The following is a 25255-nucleotide window of genomic DNA, read 5'->3' as shown; positions in this document are numbered from 1 at the left end:
AGGGGATATTCACAATCATAACGCAAAAACCATTCTACCCTTTTTTTAACGCTAGAGTGTCACTGCTTATCGCAGGTAAACTGGCGCTATCACTCTCAACATAATCATGGCGCGAGCACGAGCATATGGAACTTAAAGCAACATCGTTGGGTAAACATCTGGCCCAGCACCCATACAATCGAGTGCGGTTGTTGCATGCCGGTGTTGAGGTCAGCGGTGAGAAGCATGAATACCTGATCCCATTCAATCAGTTGATTCAGGTCCGCTGCAAGCGGGGCATTGTCTGGGGGAGCTCGAGTTCGAACTACCGGATGAAAAAGTTGTGCGTCTGCACGGTACTGAATGGCAGGAAACCCAGCGCTTTTATCATTATCTGCAGCAATCCTGGCAGCAGTGGAGTGCGGAGATGAGTGAGGTCAGCGCTGGCGTGTTGCAGGAACAGGTTGAGCATATTCAGCAAATTGAGCAGCAGGATAAATGGTTCAAGCTCGCCGAACTGAGCAAGTTGCAACAACAGATCCGCCAGTCGTTTGAGGCCTTACCGATGCCCGTGGCGCGGCTGGATGAATTTGAGCATTGCTGCAGTAATTATCAGCTTTGCCTGCAATGGCTCAAGCATGGGCAACGTAGCGTGGCGCAACGTAACCTGCGTTGGAGCGATCGCATGTTGGAGGCCCATCAGGACTTCTTCCAGACCATTGAAACCTCGCCCTTGAATGAATCACAAAGCCGAGCTGTGGTAAATGGTGAGGATGCCGTGTTGGTGCTGGCTGGGGCGGGGAGTGGTAAAACCTCGGTGTTGGTGGCGAGGGCAGGCTGGCTGCTGCTGCGCCAGGAAGCCGAGCCTGGTCAAATCTTGTTGCTGGCGTTCGGGCGAAAAGCGGCCGAAGAGATGAATGAACGTATTCAAGAACGTTTGGGCAGCGTGGCCATCCAGGCTAAGACTTTCCATGCCTTGGCATTACAGATCATTCAGCAAGGGAGCCGCAAAGCGCCCGTTATCAGTAAGCTGGAAACCGACAGCAAGGCGCGCCGTGCGTTACTGGTCAAAAACTGGCAACAGCAATGTAGCGAGAAAAAACGCAGGCCAAAGGTTGGCGCCAATGGTTGACCGAGGAGCTGGAGTGGGAGCTTCCTGAGGGGGATTTCTGGCACGACAAGCGTTTGGCGGAGCGCCTGGCTGGCCGCCTGGAACGCTGGTTGGGGTTGATGCGTACGCAGGGAGGCAGTCAGGCAGAAATGATTGAACTGGCCGATGAAGAGATTCGTGATCTGTTCACGAAGCGTATTCGTTTGATGGCCCCTCTGCTGAAAGCATGGAAAACGGCATTGAAAGATGAAGGCGCGGTGGATTTCGCCGGGCTGATCCATCAGGCCGTCAATATCCTGGAGAAAGGGCGTTTTATCAGCCCATGGAAACATATCCTGGTGGATGAGTTCCAGGATATTTCACCGCAGCGAGCACAATTGCTGGCGGCATTACGCAAGCAGAACAAGCAAACCAATCTCTTTGCCGTGGGGGATGATTGGCAGGCCATTTATCGGTTCAGCGGTGCTGAGCTATCGCTGACTACCGCCTTCGCCGATAATTTTGGCCCAGGGGCTCAATGTGCGTTGGATACGACCTACCGTTTTAACGATCGTATTGGTGAAGTCGCCAACAGCTTTGTGCAACAGAATCCGCATCAATTGAAAAAACCGCTAAACAGCCTGACCAAAGGGAATAAAAAGTCGGTCATCATTTTGCCACAGGAGCAGTTGGAAGCCTTGCTGGATAAAATAAGTGGGTACGCGAAACCGGAAGAGCGTATTTTGCTGCTGGCGCGTTATCACCATCTTAAACCGGAAGCGTTACAAAAGGCGGCCACGCGATGGCCAAAGCTGAATATTGAATTTATGACAATCCATGCCAGCAAAGGGCAGCAGGCGGAATATGTCATTATCGCCGGGTTGTTTGAAGGTAACGATGGTTTCCCTGCTATCGCGCGTGAATCTGTGCTGGAGGATGTGTTGTTGCCTCAACCGGAGGATTTCCCTGATGCCGAAGAGCGGCGTTTGCTGTATGTCGCACTGACTCGGGCCAAACATCAGGTCTGGTTATTACAAGATAGCGAACGCCCTTCTGTATTTGTTGAACAACTGCAGGATATGGGCGTTCCATTGCAGAGAAAGCCTTAAGGTATAGGCCTGGCATTAGATGTCAGGCCACCTTGTTATTACTTCAGGCGTGCCGCCAGATACTTGTTGTAGTCTGGAATAGCGATCTCAACTTCGCGTTTGAACAGCGAAGAGTCAATAAGGAAATCGGCGGTAGAGCGGTTGGTGGCCACTGGAATGTTCCAGACCGTAGCCAGGCGCAGCAATGCTTTTACATCTGGATCGTGCGGTACCGCATTCAGCGGATCCCAGAAAAAGATCAGCACATCAATCTTGCCTTCGGAAATCAATGCACCTACCTGCTGATCGCCTCCCATCGGGCCGCTCAGCATGCTTTTAACCGGGATGCCGCTAGCGCGCTGGATCAGATTACCTGTGGTGCCCGTGGCATAAAGTTGGTGCTGGGCTAGCTGGGCCTTATTGTTCTCAACCCATTTCAGCAAGGCCTGCTTACAATGATCGTGCGCAACCAGCGCAATGTGCTTGCGTATCGCGATGGTTCGGGTGGTCAGTTCCATGTTGGTATCCTTGGCAAATCAATTGATTTGCCACAGATTACTGAAACTGCATTTCACTGCCTAGCGTTTACGCTGGAAAATGCGAACAAAATGCGTCTTTGTGGTTTACCCCTCACTCACGGGGTGAGGTGTTGCTGCGCCCAACGGACAAAACGCTTTTGTGTCTCGGGGTCGGCGCGTAAAAACCAGTATTGCAGCATTTGTTCCGGGACGTTTTCACCTTTCAATGTAATGACTTTTGGGCTGGCCGCCGGGTTACCTTGCGCTGGGGTCATGGTGCTGGCGCGCAGATGTACCAATGCAGGAATGGAAGCTTGGCGATTCTTGCCATTATAGTCGGCGATGATTTTTTCCAGGTCGCTATCCTCAGCTAATACCTTGATAGGTAAAGTATCGTTTTTTATCGCCAGGGCCTTCCCGTTATTATCAATAATTTTATAATCCATCGTTTGGTCAAAGAGCTGGCTATCACGTTCATTTTCGATACGCGGTAGCGCAATATTAACCACGCTGACATTCTGGCTGTTGAAGACAACTATCAGGGGTGCAGAAGTGTAGAGCACCTGGTTGTGCTGGCCTTTATGCACAGTTTTAGTCACCTTGAACAATAGCTGATGTTGCCCACCATCCAACTCCAGGCTATCTGCCCCTTTTAACAACGAGCCTGTCATTTTCTTGCCGTCGACTACCATTAAATCGATGTCCGGGGAAAGCTTCAGGGTCGTAGCTGCGGCCGATATACTCAGTGATAAGCCAAGCAGGCCCGCAACCATCAGACCAAATTTCATTATTACTTCCTTATAGTGGAACCAGATTATTAGTGTTGGATAGGGTATGGAATGTGTCAAATCTTTTCAATAATACCCATTGAGTTACATTTACACATAATTTAAAAATATTTGAAATATAATTGCCTGGGCTCTGTCACAAAACGCATGCAGACAGTATAGATGCTAACGCATAACAACTTTTAGCTGATGGAGTGCCTTCGGTTACACTGAGCAAGGAATTCACTGGCGAAATATCAGGAGCGAAAGATGCAAGACCAAGAAATTGCAGACGTACTGAAACAGGTAAAGACCATTGCGCTGGTAGGCGCCAGCGATAATCCCGGGCGGCCCAGCTACGGTGTTATGGCCTACCTGTTGGCTCAGGGTTATCTGGTTACGCCGGTGAGCCCGAAACTGGCAGGGCAGACGCTGCTTGGCCAGCAAGTTTATGCCCGATTGGAAGATATTCCGCACCCTGTCGATATGGTGGACGTGTTCCGTAATGCGCAGGCGGCGTATGGTGTCGCGCAAGAGGCGATTGCTATCGGCGCCAAGGTGTTGTGGCTACAAATCGGGGTGATCAATGAACAGGCGGCGGTGCTGGCAAATGAGGCAGGGGTTAAGGTCATCATGGATCGTTGCCCGAAAATCGAGATCCCGCGCCTGGGTTTGGAAAACTGATTAATTAAAAAGTTAAGGGCTTAAAAAATAAGCCCTTAATGGTGTTTCTCAGGGGGAGGCTCAATTACGCAGCCGTGGTGCCTGTAGTTGGCGCCGAATGGACTCCGCCAGTTCATCCAGCGAGGGCTGTTCAGGATGCGCATCCTGATCTTCACCTGACAACTGTGCTTCAGCCAGATAAATATGAACCGGCTGGCCTTCATCGTCTTCCATCACCACGTGATACCAAGGAGCCAGACGCAATTCATCGTTAGCGGCGATCTCGTCTGCTTTAGGTTGCTCCAATGAGTATTCAGGGTCGATATCAATAACGACGCCCAAATACCCTAACAGTTTATGACGAACTTGCTGTCCGATACCGAATTTGCTGGCAATCATAATGTCCTCCTGAGAAACAGTGCATTACTCTTTATATGAGGGCAAAACAGCGTATTTCAAGTTACATCACCCGACACGCAAAGCCTTTCAGGTACAGCCCTTCAGGATAAGTCGCGATAACCGGGTGATCGGCAGCCTGCCGGAACTGCTCTATAAATTGTACATCACGGCCAGCATCTACAGCGGCATCGGCCAAAATTTTCTGGAACAATTCGGTTGGCATCAGACCTGAACAGGAGAAGCTGAGCAGAATGCCGCCCGGGTTCAGCAGTTGAAGCGCCAACATATTGATATCTTTGTAACCACGGCAGGCGCTGGCCAATTGGTTCTTGTTTTCAACAAACTTTGGCGGATCCATAATGATCAGATCGAATTTCTCACCTTGCGAACGGTAAGCACGCAGTAACTGGAAAACGTCATCACGCACAAATTCGGCCTTGCCCAGATCCAACTGATTCAGCTCAACGTTCTGCTTGGCAATATCCAGTGCCGCCTGGGAAGTATCCACACTGATGACTTGCTCACAGCCCCCCATCAGAGCCGAAACCGCGAAAGCACCGGTATAGGAGAAACAGTTCAGAACGCGGCGGCCTGCGGCATAATTACGCGCTGCCAAGCGGCTGTCGCGTTGATCCAGATAGAAACCGGTTTTATGGCCTTGCTGAATATCCACCAACAGCTTCATGCCGTGTTCGGTAATAGGCAGCAGAGCAGGAGGCAGGTCGCCCAGAACCGGGCCTTGTGCGAGTGGCAAGCCTTCTTTCTTACGTACAGCAACGTCAGAACGATCGTAAATTGCACATTCCGGGTAGCAATGTTGCAGTGCAGAAATTAACGCGGCACGCTGGTATTCCGCACCCGCAGAAAGTAACTGCAGAACCAGAAAGTTCTGGAAGCGATCGATGGTGATCCCCGGCATCCCGTCAGATTCTCCGGCGATCAGACGGTAACCATCCAAACCGTCACGCTTTGCCACCCAATCACGCCAGACTTGCGCTTGTTGCAAACGGCGGATAAAGAACGCAATGTCGATCTCTTCGTCCTGCAGGAAGCTCCAGACACGGGCGCGAATTTGCGATTCTGGTGAATAGGCACCGCGTGCCAACCATTTGCCCTGGCTGTCGTGGATATCAATGGTTTCACCGGAAAGGGCTTTCCCTTCAACACGTAGAACAGCGCCAGAGAAAATCCATGGGTGGCGGCGGAGTAAGGACTTTTCACGTCCTTTGGCGAGAATCAGGCGTACGGTCATAATTAAGTATGCTGCCAAATAGAGATAAAAGAGTGACACTCTCTGGGCATCAGCGCAGAGAATACCTTGTACCCATCGTCTTTCCAGTTGCGCTGCGTTTGTTGCAACCTGAAATGCAATGGGTATAGACGAAATCGATTAGGAGCCGATTATGACACAAGTTTGTATTGCCGCGTATGTCTATGGTGTGGTGCAAGGCGTTGGATTTCGTTACAACACACAGCACAAAGCCACGGCTTTGGGGTTAACCGGCTATGCACGTAATCTGGATGACGGCAGTGTAGAAGTGGTGGCCTGTGGTGAGAAAGAAACGGTTGAACAACTGATGGAATGGTTGAAAAGCGGTGGGCCACGCAGCGCTCGCGTGGAGCGCGTGCTGGTGGAACCGCGAGGAGTTGGGGACTATAAAGGTTTCAGTATTCGCTACTAGCGGTTAGATGCATTTTACCGGCTTTGGTAACCCGGCTATTTTGGTAGCCTGCTTAGCAGGGCCTTTCGGGAACAGACGATAAAGATAACGGCTGTTGCCTTTCTCTTCCCCGTATTTTTGCGCCATCGCTTTTACCAGCATACGAATAGCCGGCGAGGTATTGAATTCCTGATAGAAACCCCGGACAAACCGCACCACTTCCCAGTGCGCCTCGCTGAGTTCAATCTCTTCCTGTGCCGCCAGCAGGGGCGCTAACCCTTCATGCCAGTCGGCGCTGTTTTTCAAGTAGCCCTGCGCGTCAGTTTCAATCGTCTGACCTTCAAACTCCAACATACTGCCTCAGTGATCGGTAATTCATTGCGGGCATCAGTTTAGCAAACTTTTGTCGTGGCAAAAAATAAAGCCCCGTCGGAAGGGACGGGGCTTTACCAACGACGAGATCAGTTGCTGCGGGCAAAGCCCAGAATGCTCAGCAGGCTGATAAACATGTTGTAGAGCGAAACATACAGGCTAACGGTGGCACGGATGTAGTTGGTCTCACCACCATGAATGATATTGCTGGTTTCCCACAGCATGGCACCGGCGGAGAACAGAATAAACAGCGCACTAATTGCCAGGTGCAGGGCCGGGATCTGCAGGAACAGATTCGCGATAACCGCCACCAGCAGCACCACAAAACCTGCCATCATCATGCCAGACAGGAACGACATGTCTTTGCGTGTGGTCAGTACATAGGCTGAACAGCAGAAGAAGACCACTGCAGTACCGCCCAGGGCCAGCATAATCAGATCGCCAGCTCCAGCATTAAGGAATGAGCTCAGGATCGGGCCAAGGGCATAACCCATAAAGCCGGTGAAGGCGAAAGCCGCAAGAATGCCCGCCGGGCTGTTGGCCAGTTTATGAGTCAGGAACATCAGGCCATAAAAACCGACCAGCATTAACAGCAAACCAGGCGCTGGCAGACCCAGCATAGTGCTGGCGGTTGCGGTCAATGCGGAAAAACCCAGTGTTAGCGATAGCAGGAAATAGGTGTTACGCAGGACTTTATGCGTGCTTAGCAGCGAGTCGCGCGAGGAGGATGAGACGACAATGCGGTCCATAATGATCTCTCTTATCAGGTCATCACAAAATTAATCCAGATGATAGGCAGCGCAAGCGTTTGATTAAAGATTGTTTACCAATCTTTACCCTGCGTGACTATTGGAGAAGCGATGCACCGAGATTGCTGATTTCTTCAGCGGTCAGCTCTTGGATGCCGGTTTTTCGTCCGTTTGAACGGTTTCATGCTTTACAAGTGGATCGGCTGTGTTTATAGTTCGCTTCGTTACGGAGGGGTGGCCGAGTGGCTGAAGGCAACGGTCTTGAAAACCGTCGACGGGAAACCGTTCCAGAGTTCGAATCTCTGCTCCTCCGCCATTTATTCTTAAAGACTGTTCTATAACGGTTTTTATCTTGAAATCCTCTGCTGTTACACACAGATGTAACACAGGGGATTTTTCGTATGTGTACTCATCTGGCAAAACGTGGCTCACGCTACTACTTCCGTCGTCGCATTCCTTTAGCGTTAATCCCCCATTTCCAACGTACAGAAATCGTCAAGGCTCTAGGTACGTCTAATCGCTCCGAAGCAGAAAGATTGGCCCGGTTGGAAGGTTGCCGCTGGGACAACGAATTCGCTCGTCTGCAAGGTGAAGCTATCCAGGCATTACCTGACTACAAAATCATCCAGGTCACGGGGCCAAAACTCACAGATCTCTACCAGCAGCGGCTATCCAGCGGTGAAAAAGCTCCGAAGACACGTAACCTTTACCTGAGAGCACTGGAGCGATTCACCGCTATCGTTGGCAAAGAGCATGTATCCGTCATCGGTAGAACGGATTGCAGGGCTTTCAGGGACGCTCTGAAGGAGCAGGATCTGAGTGTCGGAACGGTAAACAGCTACTTGGCCTCGTTGAGCAGCCTGTTTACCTTGGCGATTGATAATGACCTGCTGGAACGTAATCCGGTAGAAGGGCTCAGCCTGAAAGAAGATAAGCGGGCTAAAGAGAAGCGGCTGCCGTTTGACGAGGCGTCACTCAGAAAAGTCTTCACGTCTCCGGTGTTCAACGGCGAAAGGCCGAAAGCAGGGGCCGGGGAGGCCTCCTACTGGCTGCCACTGTTAGCACTCTATACCGGTGCTCGGTTGGAGGAGATCGGCCAGCTACACCCGTCTGACGTTCATCAGGAAACTTACCTAGGTGGTTCCACCTGGGTAATAGAAATCAATGACCGGCAGGAGGGGCAACACCTTAAGAATGCAGGTAGCCGCCGCTGGATACCGTTACATCCAGAACTGATCAAGCTCGGTTTCATCGATTTTGCCAATAAGCAGAAGGGTGATCGTATTTTCCACCAGCTAAAAGCTGATGTATTCGGCACCCTGACAGGTAACTGGTCAAAGTGGTTTGGTCGCTATCTCCGCAATGTATGTGGCGTTACCGATAAACGGATGGTGTTCCATTCCTTCCGTCACACGTTCAAGGACATGTGTCGACTGGCCGGTATCGATGAGACTGTGCATGATGCCCTCACCGGCCACTCTTCAAGCTCTGTTTCTCGTAACTACGGTGGGCTAAACTATCCGCTGGGGCCGCTTGTTGAGGCGGTGGAGCGTTTGATTTTTTCTGGAATGAGCCTTTATGGACGATGAAGATTACATACATGATTTAGTATGGGATAGATACGAGTTATATAAAGAAAGTGAAGAATATGAGTTTTTTTACTGCCTTAAACAGATAGAAAATAAAACGGGGAGTATTCCAGATAATGAGCTTTCCGCAGTAAAAGTTATAGGTGGAGGGGTTGTGTGTAAAGATATCAGTGAGATTGAATATAAACCCATTGGCGAGATAATTCGTGGTGGCAAGGTGCCAAAAGAATCAGCTGAGAATATTATTAAGGTTATAGTGAATTACTTAGATAATGGCTGGGAAATGCCGAAGGAAATGAGAGGCTATTTATCTAGTCGATTTAAAAAAGCGATAAAAAGATGGGGGGATTTACAGTCGCTATTTCACTTAAGGGAGTTCCCTCGAGATGAAAACAAAGATGCTGATAATAAAGTGGCTGCGGATTATATATCGTTCAGATTTAAGCTGAATTTTGAGTTAGAGAAGGATATTAAGTCTGGTTATTTAAGAAAGAAATATCTCTACGCCAGTATTTCTGATGATTTAAAGAGAGAGTTGGAAATAGATGTGAAAGATAAGGAGGAAATTAATAGATTAATGAAGAAATCAGGTAAACCAAGTTTGGTTGCTTGATGATAGTACCTTAGTGCTGATACTGAGGGTTTTACCTGCGTTAATATTACTGACGGTGGCAACAGGTTATATTGTCTGGCAGGCTGCTTGTTACTTTGTGACGAAGTTGGAAAATAAACCGTAACAGCAAATCCGTTGAGATTGAACAGATGTTACGTTGTTACGGTTGTGGCTTGGTTATATCATATAGCTCTGTTTAGAGGTTTTACAGATGACTTGTCAAATAAAATACATCGATGAGTATAAAGATGGTAATTTGCTGGTGTAATTTTAGCTAACTCCTTTGGACACAGTAATGTTTTACTCCCGAAACTGTATAGGCTGGTGGCAATTATCCTATAACTATCATTTTTGATATTATCAATACTCCATTCTTTTTTAACTAAATTGTCTACATCATAGTCCTTTTGAAAGACTTGATAGTATTTAGGATGGTTGTCGATTAGCCGTGCAATTCTAATCGCACCTAAGGAAAAGTTCCCAAGTAAAGAAGGTGTCACAGTGGTAATTAATGTGGTACCTAATACAATTCCTATTAGAACCTTTTTAATTCGCCCTAAAGTGCTATCCTCTTCAGCAAGCAAATATGAAATGGCTGGTGCTAAAGATAACAACATAATAGATAGCCATTGTAAAAGGAATATAGCTAATGAAAACCCTCCCGTATCTTTATATGTACTGGAGATTAGTAAGAATGAAAAAGTTGATATGGTCGCTGAAATGAAAAGTGAGCCACTAACTACAAGCACAGTGGGAAAGAAACCTATTGTGGCGTTTTTGTTTCTTATTGCGAATACGGATGTCATCACAATTGATATAATCAAACCAGGAATAAGCCACAAGGATGGCCATTTAGGGTTCCAAAAATCAACTGTAATCAGTACTATTAATATAAAAAAGCAAGTGATATTAGTAGTGACTATGGCTGTAAGCCAGCGAATGACATGCTTTCTGTTTGCACCGTTGACCTTAAGTCCCAATCGGCCTTGTATCAAGAAATAAGATGGGAGAAATAAAACAATAAGAAGACCGAGCAAGGACAAAAATGCAGCGATGGGCATCAGAAGTGTCTGCGGTGTAACTTCGAACGACTCGCCAAATGCATCAGGCCTCCCTATATACCTCGTGTAAATCCAGAGGGTAGTAAAACATAAAAAGATAGAAGTGGGAGATAATACTCCTAAAACCCATTTGTAATTATCTTTAATGATGTCTTTGATTACAACTGATAGGTCTTTTCCTTGCGAATTATTAGGTTCCATTCTATATACCTTAAGGATGTTGATTAATGAATTTGGTTTTATTGCTACTGTCGTAGGCTATTTATAGAAATATCATCCAATTTAATCACTGACTTAACGCTAGTTAATATCCGCTCGATAATGGCTTCCCTTGGTCCATTCCTCCAGGCATCGCTCCGATAGAATTCATCTTGGGATATTTCAAGATGCTCCAGACTGTCATAAACTCTGATTAAATAGTACGAGTCAGCATCGTGTAGCGAGTTGCCATAAGCGACGACATCCATTCCAACGTTTCGGTGCAGTGGTACGCTCATGTCCTGCATAATTTGGTGAAACTCATGACCTGTATCGGGTTTCAGGGTATACAGCAAGATTTCTACAGTTTTCATCCAGCCTCCTTTTTTAGTCATCATGACACAGCGAATACTGTGTTTTCAACCAGTAACAACCGTAACAGCGTTGCAACCCGTCACATCAAGGTTCTCGGCGTTACGGTATGAAGCCACTTGTCGTAACAACGCAACAAAATCAATAGGGTGGGGTTAAAAGATGCTCTTGGCGGGTCTGCGGGCATCTTGTAGACTGATTACAGGTGCTACACACAGGCTGTCCATGTGTAGCAAAATCGGACTAACAACTTGCATCTGTGAGTGGGTTTCAAGTAGCGAGAATAGAAAGGCAACCGGTTGATTACCGGAGGAATATCCGAGAGAAAGGGTTTTAAACCGTTGACGGGAAACCATTCCAGAGTTCGAATCTCTGCTCCTCCGTCATATTTAGAAGGACCCCGAGCTTATAATGAGCTTGGGGTTTTTCGTTTTCAGTGTTTTGACTATGTCATCCAGTATGCCATTCGGTATTGGTTTCAGTTGTCCTGTTTTACCCGGTGTTGAACCGATATTTGAAGAACCAACTATAAAGGGTTCTGTATCCTGCGAATTTCGGCGAGTAAAAAAGAGTAGCGGATAGGATGTTTGTGCGGGGTCGGATAACTTGTCGGCTCTCTGCCATCAGCGTCGTGATGCCAACATGGCGGGAAAGCGTTTTACCACGATGCCGTTCATCTTTTTAACCATCCCCCATTTTCTTATGCCTTTTAGCCTTCCTGCGAGATGTATGTTTTCGAACTTATTCCTGTCTTGCTATTTATTAAAATATCTTCCTACCTGTGACTGCTGCGGCAGTTCTGCGATTTGTCACAGCAATAACATCTGTTGGATGAGTTAACCAGGCAGGGTTTAAAGCTGAGACAAAAGTCGCTATTAATGCGACAGTTAATGTGCACAACATCCCGAAGGTTCGCGCCATAATGGGCAAACAGAGTAAGACATGCGAATGTGCTATAAAATGCCGCGGGTAACACTCAAGTGAGGTCCAACCAATGTCAAGTAAGCGCTCTCGATATCTGTTTTCGGCTATCACTGGTATCGCTGGGTGTGTGATCAGCACTGCTTTCGCCAGTAACACGCTCTCATCTGCGCAATGGCCGCAGGAACAAAGCACCATGCCAGCGCAACAAAAAGCTATTTCGACTCTGAAGGAGAACTGCGAGTTCCCGGTTAGTGCACCGATGGAGGCGCCGATTGACGCCTGTTCCGAACTGATAAAAGTGAGTGGGCAAGACTATCGCCTACGCGCATGGGCAACAATGCACAAAGGCCTGGCCTATGAACGTAGGGCAACATGGGGAGGCGCTGACGACGAAGCGCGATACGCTCCTCTCGCGCTCGAAATGTATCGTTCGGCAATACAAATCAATCCGAAGGAAATCATCGCCTATCGTTTACTGGGTGACTATTTTTATAACCGGGATGCAAAACAAGCAATTGAAAATTATAAGATTGCCGCCACGCTGGCCCCGCAGGATGACGATGGTATGGATAGCTTAAAAGTTGCGTGGTTATATGATCAGGAAAAAACTATCGCGAAGCTGTTGCTGTCTACACACAGCTTATCGACACCGGAAAAGGCGGGCCAGTTTATAAAGGAGCCCAATTATACGCAATGCGTGCCCAGAGCTCTTCAAGGTTGGGCGAACTGACATCCGCTGCAACTGATTACGATGAAGCGATCCGCCTCATGCCGAGTAACATCTCGTACCTTACCCAGCGAGCAAACGTCTATCGGAAGATGAAGCAGTATCCAAAGGCACTCGCGGATATAGAGCTTGCCCTATCTCGCATGGATTACGCAGAGGCGTTCCTGGCCCGCGGTTTGATCAAACAAGAGATGGGTGATGAGGCTGGTGCGAAGGAGGACATCGCTCGTGCCAAGAGTATAGAGCCACGAGTGAAAGAAGATAATTTCTAATTGCTGGCTTAAGTGGATGGGCGCTTTCTTCTGTGCGGAGAGGGCGCTGATGTGATGCGCACTACCTTCCCGTTCTTCGGTGTCAAAAACAGACAGGTTCTTGCGCATCTTGTGTTGATTGTATTTTAGTGAATTCTTTCTATATGTGAGCCCACACCTTCCGTAATTTACATCCTAATATCTGCGTAAGTTGTTCCGTTTGATCAGGTTGAAGATCTCGGTCTGGATCCTCGGCTTCTAGTACGAAACAAGCAAATGCCACCGGCCAACCATAGTGCAAATTATTGAGTGAGACTTGTGTTCCACAGCATGGCGTCACTACGAGTAAATCCTGGAATGCCCCTTCACATGATTTATCCACCGCATCCGCCCACCAATCCTCAGCATTCTTTGCGCAATGCGGGCAAGCAACGCCACTCCAATTTCCGCCAGCATCGATAAACTCGATTGAGTCGGTAAAGATCGCGGAGACTTTTTCCGATTCAGGTAAAAATTCTGCAAAAAGATTTCGGGCAAGTTCCGCAGCAGCCGCCGTTGGCGTAAATGATGGTTCCTCGGGAACAAATCTTAACCAAGTATCAGACATCGTTTCTCTCCTTATTGCTGGCTTGGGTGGATGGCAAATCGGTCAATACGGCTAAAAGCGGTTGCCGGGCCAGCAGGGTAAAGCCTGAAATCTCACGCAAATGCATAGAACCATCAGTTCAACTTAGCCTTTGAAAAATCACTGCCCATCAGACTGACGCTATAACCGCTGACATTACTGCGCGTTGCATAAAATGTTTTACCATTCGCCAGCGTGATCCACGGAGCCTGCTGGTAGAAAATCTCTTGCGCCTGGCCGTAGAGTACCGCACGTTCGCTGGGGGCGCTGTTCAGTTTGGCTTGCTGAACCAGCTCATCATACGATTTATCGCACCAGCGTGCCGCATTCGAGCCCGTTTTGATACTGTTGCAACTTAACAGTACGTCGGCAAAGTTATCGGGATCGCCGTTATCCGACATCCAGCCAAACAGTGCTGCGTCTTGTTCACCTTTACGCATGCCGGTAAGGTATTCCCCCACTCATAAGACACTATTTTTGCCTTTACCCCCACCTTTGCCCAGTCACTTTGGATCATTTCCGCAATGCGTTTGGAGTTTGGGTTATATGGGCGCTGAACCGGCATTGACCACAGCGTGGCTTCAAAGCCATTTTCCAGTCCGGCTTGTTTCAGGAGTGCCTTGGCTTTTTCCGGATCGTAGTTGTAATCCTTCAGATTTTTATTAAAACCTAACATATTTGGCGGTAATGGAGATTTAGCCACCGTACCTGAACCTAAAAAGACAGCGTCAACGATGGTTTTTTTGTCGGTGGCGTAATTTAAGGCCTGACGCACTAGCACATTATCAAACGGTTTTTTTCGGTGTTAAACGCCAGATAGCCGACGTTCAAGGCCTCTACGCTGTGCAATGTGATATTTTTATCGCTCTTTATCTGCGCAAACTGCACCGGTGCGGGCGCTGGAATTATCTGGCACTCGTTGGTCTGTAGTTTCGCTAGGCGCGTTTGTACATTCGGGGTGATGGAAAAGATCAGATGTTTTGTGGGCACCTCGCCATCCCAGTAATTGGGGTTGGCAAGATAGCGGATCAACGAATCGACTTTATATTGCTGCAATACATAGGGCCCAGTGCCAATTGGCCAAATATCAACATATTCAGGCGTACCTTTTTTCAGCATCGCATCGGCATATTCGGCAGAAAGAATAGACGCAAAATCCATCCCCCAGTCGGCAAGAAACGCGGCGTTCGGCTCGCTAAGGACAAACTGAACGTGATAATCATCCAATTTATTCACTGCTTTAATCAGCTTATCGAAGCCGACATCGTTAAAATATTCGTAATTGCCCTGTGAAATAGAGTGATAAGGATGGCTGGCGTCTTTCTGGCGTAAAACAGAAAACACCACATCATCAGCATTAAAATCACGGGTAGGCTTAAAATATTTATTACTGTTGAATTTCACCCCCTGACGCAGAGTAAAAGTATAGGTTTTACCGTCTGGGGAGATTTTCCAGGCCGTTGCCAATGACGGAACAGGGGTGTTTTTAACCGGGTCGAAATTGATTAAACGATTATATAGCACTTGCGAACTGGCAACAAACGACGGACCAGAGCTGGCAATCTGCGGGTTGAACGATTCTGGTGACGCTTCTGAGCAATAAATTAGCGTGTCATCAGAGACTGCCCATGCAGCATTTGTTGATAAAAGCGCGGTCAGTACCAGCGCGAACGGCATTTTACCTGTAGACATTGTCATCGCCTTTTAATTTTTTATTCGGTATTAATCACATCACGGACAGCGAAAACAGGCTAATAACGAATCATTATCAGGTTATTCTAAAACTGTTATTTTTGTTTATTTATTCAACGCCGCTAGAAAGATGGGGTTGTGGGTTGTTACGTATGATTTTCATGCGGTTTGTTTCCTTGTCAGACCTTCTAAAGAAATGGCGGGATTTTCACCGCTCAGCAGATCCTTATGGCCACGCCACGCTAGCGTTCAGCTCACCTCCACGCGGGCTTTGCCGAAGGTGTAGTAAGACAGTTGGCGCAAAACTTAGGTGCTGGGCAAGCCGGGCCGGATGGCATCAATAGCATCGTGCAGATGAGCCTTACCTGTAAAGAGACAAAGAGTGAGGCCTAGCTTAAGCAAACGACCTTTGGCCCCAATCAGTTTTATATTCCCGCATGCCAGCTGATAGCCCGATTCACACCAGATCCTTTGCATCGAGATAGGCCGTTGCTCGCGATACTCCAAGATGATGAGCCACGGTATCCATTGCCTTTTTTATCTCCAGCAATCCGCTTGCTTTAAGCTCCTGCATCAGCAATTTTCTCTCATTCGCTTTGAGCGATCGTGGGGTGCTTGCCAGACGTGCCGCAAACTTATCGATGTGCTTTCTTATTGCCTCTGTTCCGCCAGGCTCAAGATGTTCAGCCACGGCCCCGCTGGAAACATGGGTGAACTGGGCGAGTGCATTCTGCATTCCCCGGAACAAGGACATGTCGACGTTAAGGCAAAGTGCCGCAACATATTCACCCTGTTCATCTTTAATGCCAATTGAGGTGCTTTTTACCGGGCGGCCATCAGCAAAGGTATTGGCATAGTTGGCAACCACATTTGGAAAGTCCGGTGAGGCAATACGTGCCAAACCCAGCTCTGTCACCGGTTCTCCCACCTGCCTGCCAGACAAATTATTGTGGATGGCAAGGATGGCATGCTCAGGGTTTTTAAGGTCATGAAGCACCACCTCGCAGAACGGTGAAAATGTCTCACTGAGCCCTTCAGCTATGCTGTTCAACTGCGAAAGTAGCAGGTTGTTTTGATTCTGCGGCATACACTCTTCCTTAATCATTCTGATAATCGCGATGTTCCTGCTGAGCCAAAATTCAGTCAGGAAATTATATTAGACGATTAGTCTTGTTTTGTATAATCTGTCTAAAGCAAACGGGCAGGAACGATGCGTTTCCGCCTGACTTCACTACTCCAACCAGGTTAACGCAATGAACAAATTGAATCTCCCGGACTATCAGGATGTTGTGGCGGCGGCAAAGCGTATCGATGGGCTGGCCCATAAAACCCCCGTTTTAACCTCAAGTACAGCGAATGAAATGTGGGGTGCAGAGCTGTTTTTTAAGTGTGAAAACTTTCAGCGAATGGGGGCTTTTAAATTCCGTGGTGCCATGAATGCGCTGACTCAGTTTTCCCAAGAACAGCAGAAGAACGGCGTGGTTACTTTTTCCTCAGGCAATCATGCCCAGGCCATCGCGCTGTCTGCAAAGCTGCTGGGGATACCGGCAACCATCATCATGCCAGAGGATGCCCCTGCGGCTAAGATAGCCGCGACCAAAGGTTACGGCGGGAATGTTGTACTTTATAACCGCTACACAGAAGATCGCGAGCAGATCGGCCGGGAACTGGCTGTAAAGCATGGCATGACCCTGATCCCTCCCTATGATCATCCTCATGTGATTGCCGGGCAGGGAACTGCTGCCAAGGAATTATTCGAAGAAGTGGGTCATCTTGACGCGCTATTTGTCTGCCTCGGTGGCGGGGGCTGCTGGCTGGCTCGGCGTTATCAACGCGTTTCCTTTCACCGGCCTGCAAAATTTATGGCGTTGAACCTCAAGCGGGTAATGATGGGCAACAGTCATTCAGAGCTGGGCATATCGTGCATATTGACACGCCGCAGACGATTGCGGATGGCGCACAGACTCAGCACCTGGGCCACTACACCTTCCCGCTTATTCAAAAGCATGTCGACGATATTCTGACCGTTAGCGATAACGAGCTGGTTTTCTGTATGCGCTTTTTTGCCGAGCGCATGAAAATGGTGGTGGAGCCTACGGGGTGTCTGGGTTTTGCCGCAGCAGTGGCACACAAAGAGGCCCTGAAAGGTAAACGTGTCGGCATCATTATCAGCGGCGGCAACGTTGATATCAGCCGTTACAGCCAATTGCTGGCGGGTTGAGGCAGAAATCGTATTGGCAGCCCTGAAAACATTTATTTCCGGCACTGCTAAAGATGTTTTAACCAGGAGACGTCAGTGAAATTTATTTCCGAAGCCGAATCAGCAAAAATTATCACCCACCAGATGGCCTATGAAGCCATCCGCGAAGCCCTGGTTGCTGTTACTCAACCGGTAACCAGAAGCTTTAACGTGGTGCAGGGGCAGGGTTCCGATGCCAGAAATACTTTCGGGGTGAAAGCATCAGCAACGGCCACACTGGCCGGTTTAAAAGTCGGTTCTTTCTGGGCGGGGAATGAAGCTAAAGGCCTGCCGCGCCATAACTCGCTTATTTTACTGTTTGATCAGAGCTGCGGGAAAATAGGTGCGGCGATTGAGGCCGGTAAAGTTAACGCCTACAGAACCGCTGCGGCAGATGCCGTCGCTACCGATCTTCTTGCCAGAAAAGAAGCCTCAATACTGGCTATTTTTGGAACCGGTCATCAGGCCCGGTATGAATGTATCGCACTTGCCCGGATCCGCCCTATCGCAAAAATAATGATCGTCGGGCGAGATGAACATAAAGCGCAACTTATGGCCGAAGAGCTTCGCGCCACAGGGCTTAAGGCTGAAGTCGCAGATGCCGAAACAGCCTGCCGTGGCGCTGATATCATCGTGACCGCTACGCCATCACGGGCACCGTTGTTTGAGGCGCAATGGGTCAGGCCAGGTACCCATATTTCAGGGATGGGGGCAGACGCCAGGGGCAAACAGGAGCTTCCCGTTGAACTTTATGCATCTGCGCGGCTTTATTGTGACTTACCCGAGCAGGCGCGTTTGATCGGTGAATTCCAGCATGTGCCTGAGCAGCTCGAGATGACCGCCATTGGCCGCGTGGCATTGGGAGAGGCGCCTGGCCGTCTGTCGGATAAGGACATCACTATCTTCGACAGTTCAGGCATCGCTGTGCAGGATTTATATATCGGGCAGCGGATCCTGGATGAATGGGAGGGAGCCCTATAATCGTGTGCAGCCAATAGGGCAGAGCCACGTGATGCAGTTTTTCGGCTGTCTGGCGTGGCAAACACTGCCCGGCATGCGGGTATGCAGATCCCAAAACGATTCACCTTCCAGTGCGCAGTACCGTTGTTCCTCCAGCAAGGCGAACCGCAGTTTATCCAAGCCGCGCTCTTTCACCGGCAACTGAGCACCAGTTCGCCAGATCAGGGGCGAGCCCCCCAAAAGTCGGCTAAAAGCAGCGATGGTTTGTGGCCGGTTGGCCGCGTTGATTGCGAGCGCCTGGTCAATGGCCTGCAGGAAGGGTAAAGGATAACCGGCAGGCCGCTGCTTCGCTAAAGGCTGATAGCGATCTTCGATGCAGCGGGTCAAGCTCACCGGCGGCAACTGGCCGGTGATCAGGGTATACATCAGAGCGCCCAGTGAATAGATATCTGTCCACGGGCCTCGGCTGTCCCCTCCAGAGTGGCAATACAGTTCGGCGGGTGAAAAACCCGGTTTCAGCACGATATTGGTTTTCTTTTGACCCGGATTATTGATGAAACAGGCGGAGCCAAAGTCCAGCAAAACAGGCGCAGAACCGTTTTGTATCTGGATATTGTCCCAGGAGATATCCAGATGCAGGCAGCCTTGACGGTGCACGGTGTTGACGGTATCCAGCAGTGAAGCAAGTAATGTTTGAAGCCAGGGCAGGGTGACGATAGCCGGATTTTCCGCATACAGCGTTTTCAGGTTGTGGCCGCGATAAAGCGGCATGCTGATATAGGCGGTATTGTTTTCCTGCCAGAAATTCAATAATCGCGGGACACAAGGGTGAGAAAGTCCCGCCAGTATTGCTGCCTCCTGGCGAAAGTACGCTTGTCCGATGCCAAAGGTTGGTGACAAAAATTCATTACGGGGAATCACTTCCCCGTTGGCATTCCTGATGGCAAGGGTGCTGGGAATATATTCTTTAACGGCAACGGTCTGCCTTCTTAACGGGTCAAAGGCTTGATAAACCAGGCTGAAGCCCCCTTCGCCAATCACCCGTTGAATATCCAGATGTGCCAGACGATGCCCTGGAGGCAGCGCCTGAGTGCCGCATCCCGAAAGGGGCAGGGCTGACCGATCCCATTTCATCAGCACGTTTTATACCTGAAAGTCATAGTCGAAATGCTTGTCGGCATAGCTGATATGCAGATGCCGGAATTGTTGCAGCTCGGTGCTGGCCGTCAACAAACGATGGCTGATTTGCGGCAGCAGCGTATTGGTCAGAATGGTGTCGACCAGCCGCCCGCCAGACTCCACTTCCGTACAGCGACTGACGATCTGCTGGATCACCCGATCGTCAAATGAGCAGGTCATATGGTGGCTGTCCAGCAGACGCTGGCGGATACGCTCCAGTTGCAGTTTGACGATATCCCCCAGCACGTCATCGCTGAGCGGGTAATAAGGGATCACCATCAGGCGGCCTAGCAGTGCGGCAGGGAAGGCGCGTAACAGCGGCGCGCGCAGTGCGGCAGTTAATTGTTCAGGATCTGGCAGCAGGGCCGGATCGGCACAAAGTGAACTGACGACCTCACTGCCGACGTTTGAAGTGAGAATGATGATGGTGTTTCGAAAATCAATGCGTAACCCTTCGCCATCTTCCATCCAGCCCTTGTCGAATACCTGATAGAAAATTTCATGCACGTCGGAGTGGGCCTTCTCAACCTCATCGAGCAGGATCACGCTGTAAGGGCGGCGGCGTACCGCTTCGGTCAGCACCCCGCCCTCACCGTAGCCAACATAGCCTGGGGGGCCCCTTTTAACGTGGAAACGGTATGGGATTCCTGGAACTCGTTCATATTGATAGTAATCACGTTGCGCTCCCCGCCGTAAAAGCTTTCTGCCAGGGCGTGCGCCGTCTCGGTTTTTCCCACGCCAGAAGGGCCGCAGAGCATAAAGACCCCAATAGGCTTGTTAGGATCGTCCAGGCTGGCACGGGAAGTGATCAACCGGCTGGCAATCGCCTCTAGGCCGTGTTTCTGGCCGATCACCCGCTGATTCAGCGTATCGGCCAGGCCGAGCACCGACTCAACCTCGCTTTTCATCATGCGGCCCAAGGGAATGCCGGTCCAATCGGCGATCACCGAGGCAATGGTATTGGCATCCACCATGGGGAAGATTAATGGATCGTTATTCTGCTGGGTGGCCAACTGCTGTTGTAGCTCATTAAGTTGTGAACGCAGTTCGGCTTCATCATAGACGTCACTTTCCCCCTCAGTCACACCTGGGCGGAACAGTCTGGTACGCAATTCAATTATCTCATTGACCAGCCCCAACTCGTTATTCCAGCGGTAATTCAGGGCGGCCAACTGCTGCTGCGCCTGTTCAAGCTGCTCATCAATCTGCGCCGGGCGCTGTGCATCACCAGCACCGATACGTGCGTCGCGAATGGCGACCTCTCGCTCGGTCTCCAGGGCTTCAATGCGGCGGCGGCAGTTCTCAACCTGCCCCGGTTCTGCATGCTGGCTCACGGCACATCTGGCACAGGCGGTATCCATCAGGCTGATGGCCTTGTCTGGCAACTGACGATCCGGGATGTAACGGTGGGAAAGGCGCACGGCCGCTTCAATGGCTTCATCCAACAAGACGATATGGTGATGCTGCTCCAGCGTTGGGCGCAGATGGCGCAGCATCATCACCGCTTTCTTTTCATCGGGTTCCATCACCTGCACAACCTGGAAACGCCGGGTTAAGGCGGGATCTTTTTCAATATATTTTTTATATTCGGACCAGGTGGTGGCGCCGATAGTACGTAATTGTCCCCTGGCCAGGGCCGGTTTCATCAGGTTGGCGGCGTCGCCGGTGCCTTGTGTGCCACCCGCGCCAATCAAAGTATGAATTTCATCGATGAACAGAATAATCGGTGCAGGGCTGGACTGCACTTCATCAATCACCGCACGCAGACGCTGCTCAAACTCGCCCTTGGCGCCAGCCCCGGCCTGTAGCATCCCCATATCCAGCAGATAAAGCGTCACATCGCGCAATTTCGGCGGCACTTCACCCGCCGCGATGCGTGCGGCCAACCCCTCGACTACCGCCGTTTTTCCCACGCCCGCCTCGCCGGTCAGCAAGGGGTTGTTTTGCCGGCGGCGCATCAGAATATCGATCAACTGCCGGATCTCGTCATCACGCCCGGTAACCGGGTCCAGCTCATTGCGGCGGGCTTTTTCCGTCAGGTTACTGCCGTATTGCTCCAGGATATTTTTGCCGTCACTGGCCGCCGCCGTACCGGCCACCCCTGGCGTATCCTCTTTCTCGGCGGAGCGGGCAACAATCAACTCAAACTGCTGCTGTAGCGTTTCGCTATTAATCTGTGAGAAGCAGGGGGAGATCGCCAGTAATTGATGATGCAGGTTGCTGGTGGTCAGCAGGCCGAGCAGCAGGTGCCCGCCACGGATCTGCTGAGCACCGAACTTCAACGAGCTGATGATCCAGGAACGCTCGACGGCGTTATCGATATGTTCTGACAGGTCCGAGACCGAGCTGGCCCCTCGGGGCAGGCGATCGATGGCCGCGATGATATCCTTGCTCACGACGCCAGCATCAATATCGAAGTAGCGGAAAATCTGTTGCCAGTCCCCTCCGGATATTGCATCAGCTGGTGTGCCCAGTGTGCCAGTTCAACATAGGGGTTTCCCCTGATCTTGCAAAATGAAGTGGCGTTCTCCAGGCTGCTGAGTAACTGGCCATTCAATTTACCAAACAGAACTGCGCGGCTGATCTCACTCATGATACTCCCTTACTATGATGTTTTAACGTGTGTTTTCTGACTCAATGCGCGATGAGTTCGGGCGAAAAAATCAGATCCCCGGCATCGCTGTCATGGTTGGCATCCCTCAGCCAACTGCTTAGCCCCAGGCGCTGCTCACCGCCCAGTGTCGTTCTGCGGACTTCCCGTTTGTGCAGGATCAACCGGACATCCCACAGGTATTCGATCCCGACGTAATGCCGCACCCAATCGCGTAGCGCGATGATCTGTGAACTGCCGGGCAGGAAACGCAGATACTCCTGTTGTGACATCGGCCCCAACTCGATGCGGAACTTGTGCTGCACATCCCGCACCATGAGGCCAAGAATGGATCCCTGCCCCAGCCGCTGGGGCTGATCGGCCGCCAGGCGTGTCTGTTGATGGCTGGCGATAGAGAGCCAGACAGGAATGTTTTCGACGATCTGCACCTGGACCTGGAAGTAGTGGTGCAGGATCTTCGCCAGCCCTTCGGCATCACACCCTTGCCGGACCTGATGTCCCGCCATGAAATATTTGGCGTGGGTGGGCAAACTGTCGCGTGAAGCCAACGAATTTTCGCCCATACCTACCAGAGAAGAGATATAGCGGGTGAAGGCCTGATCGTCTTGCCGGTCGAGCGAGACGGTGGGCTGGCTGTTGGCCCAGGCGCGGTAAAACAGCAGGATCAGGCGATGATGAAACAGGTTGAGAAAATCGAGCAGCGTTCGGTCCTGATTGTGCAGATAACGTTCGCGCACATATTCAGTAAAATGCAGTGGCAAAGGGCCGTTGGGGCCAAACAGGCCAAAGCTGTAAATCATCAGCTGGTAGAGCGGTGTATTGTCCACCGGGCCTGCACTGGCCATGGTGGAAGGCGCGAACGATAACGACGGCTGCTGCCCCAGACGAATGGGCTCCTGTTGAGGATGCGGCGCTCGTCCGAGCGGCCATTCGAATCCCCCTGTGCGTCGAGCAGCCTGAGGACCTGAAACAGATCATGCTCATACGGATGCTCGGTGAGCGAAGTCCAGAAATCGTCGCGCAGGCGCTGGGTTGGCGTCGAACTCATATCAGGGTTCTCCTGCCAACCCGTGGCGGCCAGTGGGCGATTTTACCGCGTTGAGGGGTGCTCAGCGTGGTGGTGACAAACGAATTCATGGTAACAATGCGGCTGAACAGTCGTTCCAGCACGCAGCCGAGCAGATAAGGGGTACTGCCTGAGAACGCCTGTTCATCAATGGTCAGATCAACGGCAATACCGCGTGAAAACACCAGGGGCCCAGGGGCTGGCGCACGTTGATAGGTGGGGGATAAACGGCAATGCTGTACCCCATTAATCTCTTTGGTGATCTGGGGTTCATCGAGTTTGGCGTACAGGGCCAGGAGTTCTCTTAACATACGCGCACTCTGCCCGTCATCGCCCTCCATCAGATTGAGATAATCCAACTGCAACTGGCTGATCAATCCCCAGGAAATACGGTCTTCTGCCAGGGCTTCCCGGGGATGGGAAGGGGGCTTTTTCAGGGTGACCTGATGCAATGGGATAGAGTCGGAAACCATAAAAGACAACAGTTCTTGGCGTTGCAGCAACAGCGGCAGATCGCGGTTGGTTACCAGCACTTCAGCCGTAATGTACTCCAGATCGTTGCGCCAGGGAGTGTGGTAAGCATCCACCAGCGACAGGAAAACCTCCGATCCCAGATAGCTACTGCGTGAGCCATGCCGCTTACTTTTGGCAGAGAGCGGACGAGGGGAGCGGCGTTGAGAGAAGTAGGCGCCGTAATTGTGCTGGTCACGCCCCTGGGTGCAATAGAATGGCCGAAATTCCTGCTCATGCGGGGTGTTTTCCGGGGTTCCCCACAGCCGCTGAACCGAAAAAACCTCGTAGTCCAGCGGCTGAATATTGTCGACGACCAGATGATATTCGTTGGTTTTGTTGTTCAGCGTGATACGTTCCGCCACTTTTGGGAACAGGTTGATCACCGGGGTACAGTGTAAAGCGAAGTGGCTGGCGTCAATACGCTTGGCCAGCAAAGGCAGCTCTTTATTGAGCAGCAGGATTATTTCAAACTCCCGGGCGCGGAGATTTTGCGGGTTGCCGGTTTCGAACAGCGGGGCGAGGCCGGAGACGCTGAAAAAGCGGAAACGAGCAGGAAAGGCAAAATATTCCTGTAGCACGCGATAGCCATCAAAGTTACGCAGATCATTGGGCAACAGTGCCTGATTGGCCTCAAACCCTTCGTGGTTGAGCCGTGCTTTGGGGAGATAATGCCGCTGCCGGGGGCTATCTGCCGGTTGGCAGATGATGCCGGCGGTGTGTTGCATCAGCAGTTCCAGCAGTTGCATCGCCTCGATATCCGGGCCGCTCAGGTAGAAGGTCAGCTTGTCGAGGCTGAGGTTGTCCCAGGTGACGTTGTCGTCAAGCCGCAAACGGATACGCAGCGCACTGCGGCAGGCGTCACGGTTGATCCCGGCAGCATTGACGATATCGTTTGGTGCCGCGTCCAGAGAAGCCTGGCAGATGCTGAGGGGATACAGCATAACGTCATGGGCCGTGCGATATTTGCAGGTGATGCCGCTCTTTTTGAAAGCATCACAGGCCATCATCGTGCCCCTTGGTACCAGAAATCCGGCGTTGATATTGCCTTTACGCCCATCAGGATGCAGCTCGGCAATCGCCATAGATGGCGTGGGGGAGAGATAGTTGGGGTAAATGACCTCCAGGAGCCGTTGCGAAAAACGCGGGAACTCCGCATCCATTTTCAATTGAATACGCGAAGTTAAAAAGGCAAACCCCTCCATCAAGCGTTCAACGTAGGGGTCGTTGACGTCCATCCCCTGCATCCCCAACCGCCCAGCCACTTTGGGGTAGCTCTCGGCAAACTCCGCGCCCATTTCACGCAGGTAAACCAGCTCACGGTTATAGTACTCAAGCAGTTTACTGTCCAT

Annotated in this window: 19 protein-coding genes, 1 tRNA gene and 5 pseudogenes; 10 read left to right on the top strand and 15 right to left on the bottom strand. The window is 50.6% G+C overall.

The genetic code is table 11. From position 1 onward, the window contains the following. Positions 1–125 precede the first annotated feature (125 nt). Positions 126–2178: pseudogene (gene helD / locus ACQ86O_RS22340) on the top strand (DNA helicase IV). A 38-nt stretch (positions 2179–2216) separates the two neighbouring features. Here the strand turns inward: helD and ACQ86O_RS22335 are convergent. Both ACQ86O_RS22335 and ACQ86O_RS22330 read right to left on the bottom strand, forming a co-directional pair. Continuing rightward, entirely contained in the window at positions 2217–2675 is a 459-nt protein-coding gene (locus ACQ86O_RS22335) for a methylglyoxal synthase (protein WP_431222904.1), read from the bottom strand. Positions 2676–2791: 116 nt separating this feature from the next. Further along, on the bottom strand, positions 2792–3463 hold the full coding sequence (locus ACQ86O_RS22330) for a DUF2057 family protein (RefSeq protein WP_431222903.1): 672 nt from the start codon (positions 3461–3463) through the stop codon (positions 2792–2794). Between the two features lie 249 nt (positions 3464–3712). On the opposite strand from ACQ86O_RS22330, the gene ACQ86O_RS22325 reads away from it, so the two are divergent. Continuing rightward, a complete protein-coding gene (locus ACQ86O_RS22325; protein ID WP_431222902.1) occupies positions 3713–4126 on the top strand; it encodes a CoA-binding protein in 414 nt (137 codons plus the stop codon). A gap of 60 nt (positions 4127–4186) precedes the next feature. On the opposite strand, the gene hspQ is transcribed toward ACQ86O_RS22325, so the two are convergent. Both hspQ and rlmI read right to left on the bottom strand, forming a co-directional pair. Continuing rightward, on the bottom strand, positions 4187–4504 hold the full coding sequence (hspQ, locus tag ACQ86O_RS22320) for a heat shock protein HspQ (RefSeq protein WP_431222901.1): 318 nt from the start codon (positions 4502–4504) through the stop codon (positions 4187–4189). A 61-nt stretch (positions 4505–4565) separates the two neighbouring features. After that, positions 4566–5756, bottom strand: a complete 1191-nt coding sequence (gene rlmI, locus ACQ86O_RS22315) for a 23S rRNA (cytosine(1962)-C(5))-methyltransferase RlmI (RefSeq protein WP_431222900.1) — start codon at positions 5754–5756, stop codon at positions 4566–4568. A gap of 151 nt (positions 5757–5907) precedes the next feature. On the opposite strand from rlmI, the gene yccX reads away from it, so the two are divergent. Then, entirely contained in the window at positions 5908–6186 is a 279-nt protein-coding gene (gene yccX, locus ACQ86O_RS22310; RefSeq protein WP_431222899.1) for an acylphosphatase, read from the top strand. 3 nt (positions 6187–6189) lie between these two features. Here yccX and tusE read toward each other — a convergent pair whose 3' ends face one another. Together tusE and yccA are read right to left on the bottom strand one after the other, a co-directional pair. Then, positions 6190–6519 carry a sulfurtransferase TusE gene (gene tusE / locus ACQ86O_RS22305; RefSeq protein ID WP_431222898.1) on the bottom strand — a complete coding sequence of 110 codons (330 nt, stop codon included), beginning with the start codon at positions 6517–6519 and terminating at the stop codon, positions 6190–6192. Between the two features lie 107 nt (positions 6520–6626). Then, positions 6627–7286 carry an FtsH protease modulator YccA gene (gene yccA, locus ACQ86O_RS22300; RefSeq protein ID WP_431222897.1) on the bottom strand — a complete coding sequence of 220 codons (660 nt, stop codon included), beginning with the start codon at positions 7284–7286 and terminating at the stop codon, positions 6627–6629. A 228-nt stretch (positions 7287–7514) separates the two neighbouring features. Here yccA and ACQ86O_RS22295 point away from each other — a divergent pair. The 3 genes from ACQ86O_RS22295 to ACQ86O_RS22285 all read left to right on the top strand — a co-directional run bounded on the left by ACQ86O_RS22295 (position 7515) and on the right by ACQ86O_RS22285 (position 9488). Next, positions 7515–7602 (top strand) — tRNA-Ser (locus ACQ86O_RS22295). Positions 7603–7687: 85 nt separating this feature from the next. Then, entirely contained in the window at positions 7688–8875 is a 1188-nt protein-coding gene (locus ACQ86O_RS22290; protein ID WP_431222896.1) for a DUF6538 domain-containing protein, read from the top strand. After that, positions 8865–9488: a hypothetical protein gene (locus ACQ86O_RS22285; RefSeq protein WP_431222895.1), complete on the top strand. Its 624-nt coding sequence runs from the start codon at positions 8865–8867 to the stop codon at positions 9486–9488. Before ACQ86O_RS22290 ends, ACQ86O_RS22285 begins: the two co-directional genes overlap by 11 nt. 182 nt (positions 9489–9670) lie before the next feature. On the opposite strand, the gene ACQ86O_RS22280 is transcribed toward ACQ86O_RS22285, so the two are convergent. Together ACQ86O_RS22280 and ACQ86O_RS22275 are read right to left on the bottom strand one after the other, a co-directional pair. After that, positions 9671–10750, bottom strand: a complete 1080-nt coding sequence (locus ACQ86O_RS22280) for a hypothetical protein (RefSeq protein ID WP_431222894.1) — start codon at positions 10748–10750, stop codon at positions 9671–9673. A 44-nt stretch (positions 10751–10794) separates the two neighbouring features. Next, positions 10795–11121 (bottom strand): NIPSNAP family protein, encoded by a 327-nt coding sequence (locus ACQ86O_RS22275; protein ID WP_431222893.1) that lies wholly within the window; start codon positions 11119–11121, stop codon positions 10795–10797. A gap of 1115 nt (positions 11122–12236) precedes the next feature. On the opposite strand from ACQ86O_RS22275, the gene ACQ86O_RS22270 reads away from it, so the two are divergent. Together ACQ86O_RS22270 and ACQ86O_RS22265 are read left to right on the top strand one after the other, a co-directional pair. Continuing rightward, positions 12237–12773 (top strand): hypothetical protein, encoded by a 537-nt coding sequence (locus ACQ86O_RS22270; protein ID WP_431222892.1) that lies wholly within the window; start codon positions 12237–12239, stop codon positions 12771–12773. Next, positions 12761–13042: a hypothetical protein gene (locus tag ACQ86O_RS22265; protein WP_431222891.1), complete on the top strand. Its 282-nt coding sequence runs from the start codon at positions 12761–12763 to the stop codon at positions 13040–13042. The genes ACQ86O_RS22270 and ACQ86O_RS22265 overlap by 13 nt, the downstream gene beginning before the upstream one ends. 139 nt (positions 13043–13181) lie before the next feature. Here ACQ86O_RS22265 and ACQ86O_RS22260 read toward each other — a convergent pair whose 3' ends face one another. The 3 genes and pseudogenes from ACQ86O_RS22260 to ACQ86O_RS22250 all read right to left on the bottom strand — a co-directional run bounded on the left by ACQ86O_RS22260 (position 13182) and on the right by ACQ86O_RS22250 (position 16425). Beyond that, positions 13182–13628, bottom strand: coding sequence for a hypothetical protein (locus ACQ86O_RS22260; protein ID WP_431222890.1), 447 nt, complete (start codon positions 13626–13628; stop codon positions 13182–13184). Positions 13629–13741: 113 nt separating this feature from the next. Next, positions 13742–15338: pseudogene (locus tag ACQ86O_RS22255) on the bottom strand (ABC transporter substrate-binding protein). A gap of 457 nt (positions 15339–15795) precedes the next feature. Continuing rightward, entirely contained in the window at positions 15796–16425 is a 630-nt protein-coding gene (locus ACQ86O_RS22250; protein ID WP_431225805.1) for a helix-turn-helix transcriptional regulator, read from the bottom strand. Positions 16426–16591: 166 nt separating this feature from the next. Here ACQ86O_RS22250 and ACQ86O_RS22245 point away from each other — a divergent pair. Together ACQ86O_RS22245 and ACQ86O_RS22240 are read left to right on the top strand one after the other, a co-directional pair. Further along, a pseudogene (locus tag ACQ86O_RS22245) lies at positions 16592–17559 on the top strand (threo-3-hydroxy-L-aspartate ammonia-lyase). 75 nt (positions 17560–17634) lie between these two features. Continuing rightward, positions 17635–18558 (top strand): ornithine cyclodeaminase family protein, encoded by a 924-nt coding sequence (locus ACQ86O_RS22240; protein ID WP_431222889.1) that lies wholly within the window; start codon positions 17635–17637, stop codon positions 18556–18558. Here the strand turns inward: ACQ86O_RS22240 and ACQ86O_RS22235 are convergent. From ACQ86O_RS22235 to tssF, 4 genes and pseudogenes are all read right to left on the bottom strand, one after another. Beyond that, positions 18553–19671, bottom strand: a complete 1119-nt coding sequence (locus ACQ86O_RS22235) for a serine/threonine protein kinase (RefSeq protein ID WP_431225804.1) — start codon at positions 19669–19671, stop codon at positions 18553–18555. The two genes, ACQ86O_RS22240 and ACQ86O_RS22235, sit on opposite strands and share 6 nt — an antisense overlap. Positions 19672–19680: 9 nt before the next feature. Beyond that, positions 19681–22309: pseudogene (gene tssH / locus ACQ86O_RS22230) on the bottom strand (type VI secretion system ATPase TssH). Between the two features lie 41 nt (positions 22310–22350). Further along, positions 22351–23375 (bottom strand): annotated as a pseudogene (gene tssG, locus ACQ86O_RS22225) (type VI secretion system baseplate subunit TssG). Continuing rightward, positions 23372–25255: a type VI secretion system baseplate subunit TssF gene (gene tssF / locus ACQ86O_RS22220; RefSeq protein WP_431222888.1), complete on the bottom strand. Its 1884-nt coding sequence runs from the start codon at positions 25253–25255 to the stop codon at positions 23372–23374. Before tssF ends, tssG begins: the two are co-directional and overlap by 4 nt.

It is taken from the genome of Serratia sp. L9, assembly GCF_050632285.1.
Lineage (GTDB): Bacteria > Pseudomonadota > Gammaproteobacteria > Enterobacterales > Enterobacteriaceae > Chania.
The sequence above is the reverse complement of the archived record's forward strand: the minus strand, read 5'-3'. Positions and strand labels throughout refer to the sequence as shown.

Bases quoted from the DNA above. Each gene is read 5' to 3' on its own strand.
- ACQ86O_RS22335 (WP_431222904.1), bottom strand. From the start codon at position 2,675: ATGGAACTGACCACCCGAACCATCGCGATACGCAAGCACATTGCGCTG.
- ACQ86O_RS22330 (WP_431222903.1), bottom strand. From the start codon at position 3,463: ATGAAATTTGGTCTGATGGTTGCGGGCCTGCTTGGCTTATCACTGAGT.
- ACQ86O_RS22325 (WP_431222902.1), top strand. From the start codon at position 3,713: ATGCAAGACCAAGAAATTGCAGACGTACTGAAACAGGTAAAGACCATT.
- hspQ (WP_431222901.1), bottom strand. From the start codon at position 4,504: ATGATTGCCAGCAAATTCGGTATCGGACAGCAAGTTCGTCATAAACTG.
- rlmI (WP_431222900.1), bottom strand. From the start codon at position 5,756: ATGACCGTACGCCTGATTCTCGCCAAAGGACGTGAAAAGTCCTTACTC.
- yccX (WP_431222899.1), top strand. From the start codon at position 5,908: ATGACACAAGTTTGTATTGCCGCGTATGTCTATGGTGTGGTGCAAGGC.
- tusE (WP_431222898.1), bottom strand. From the start codon at position 6,519: ATGTTGGAGTTTGAAGGTCAGACGATTGAAACTGACGCGCAGGGCTAC.
- yccA (WP_431222897.1), bottom strand. From the start codon at position 7,286: ATGGACCGCATTGTCGTCTCATCCTCCTCGCGCGACTCGCTGCTAAGC.
- ACQ86O_RS22290 (WP_431222896.1), top strand. From the start codon at position 7,688: ATGTGTACTCATCTGGCAAAACGTGGCTCACGCTACTACTTCCGTCGT.
- ACQ86O_RS22285 (WP_431222895.1), top strand. From the start codon at position 8,865: ATGGACGATGAAGATTACATACATGATTTAGTATGGGATAGATACGAG.
- ACQ86O_RS22280 (WP_431222894.1), bottom strand. From the start codon at position 10,750: ATGGAACCTAATAATTCGCAAGGAAAAGACCTATCAGTTGTAATCAAA.
- ACQ86O_RS22275 (WP_431222893.1), bottom strand. From the start codon at position 11,121: ATGAAAACTGTAGAAATCTTGCTGTATACCCTGAAACCCGATACAGGT.
- ACQ86O_RS22270 (WP_431222892.1), top strand. From the start codon at position 12,237: ATGCCAGCGCAACAAAAAGCTATTTCGACTCTGAAGGAGAACTGCGAG.
- ACQ86O_RS22260 (WP_431222890.1), bottom strand. From the start codon at position 13,628: ATGTCTGATACTTGGTTAAGATTTGTTCCCGAGGAACCATCATTTACG.
- ACQ86O_RS22250 (WP_431225805.1), bottom strand. From the start codon at position 16,425: ATGCCGCAGAATCAAAACAACCTGCTACTTTCGCAGTTGAACAGCATA.
- ACQ86O_RS22235 (WP_431225804.1), bottom strand. From the start codon at position 19,671: ATGAAATGGGATCGGTCAGCCCTGCCCCTTTCGGGATGCGGCACTCAG.
- tssF (WP_431222888.1), bottom strand. From the start codon at position 25,255: ATGGACAGTAAACTGCTTGAGTACTATAACCGTGAGCTGGTTTACCTG.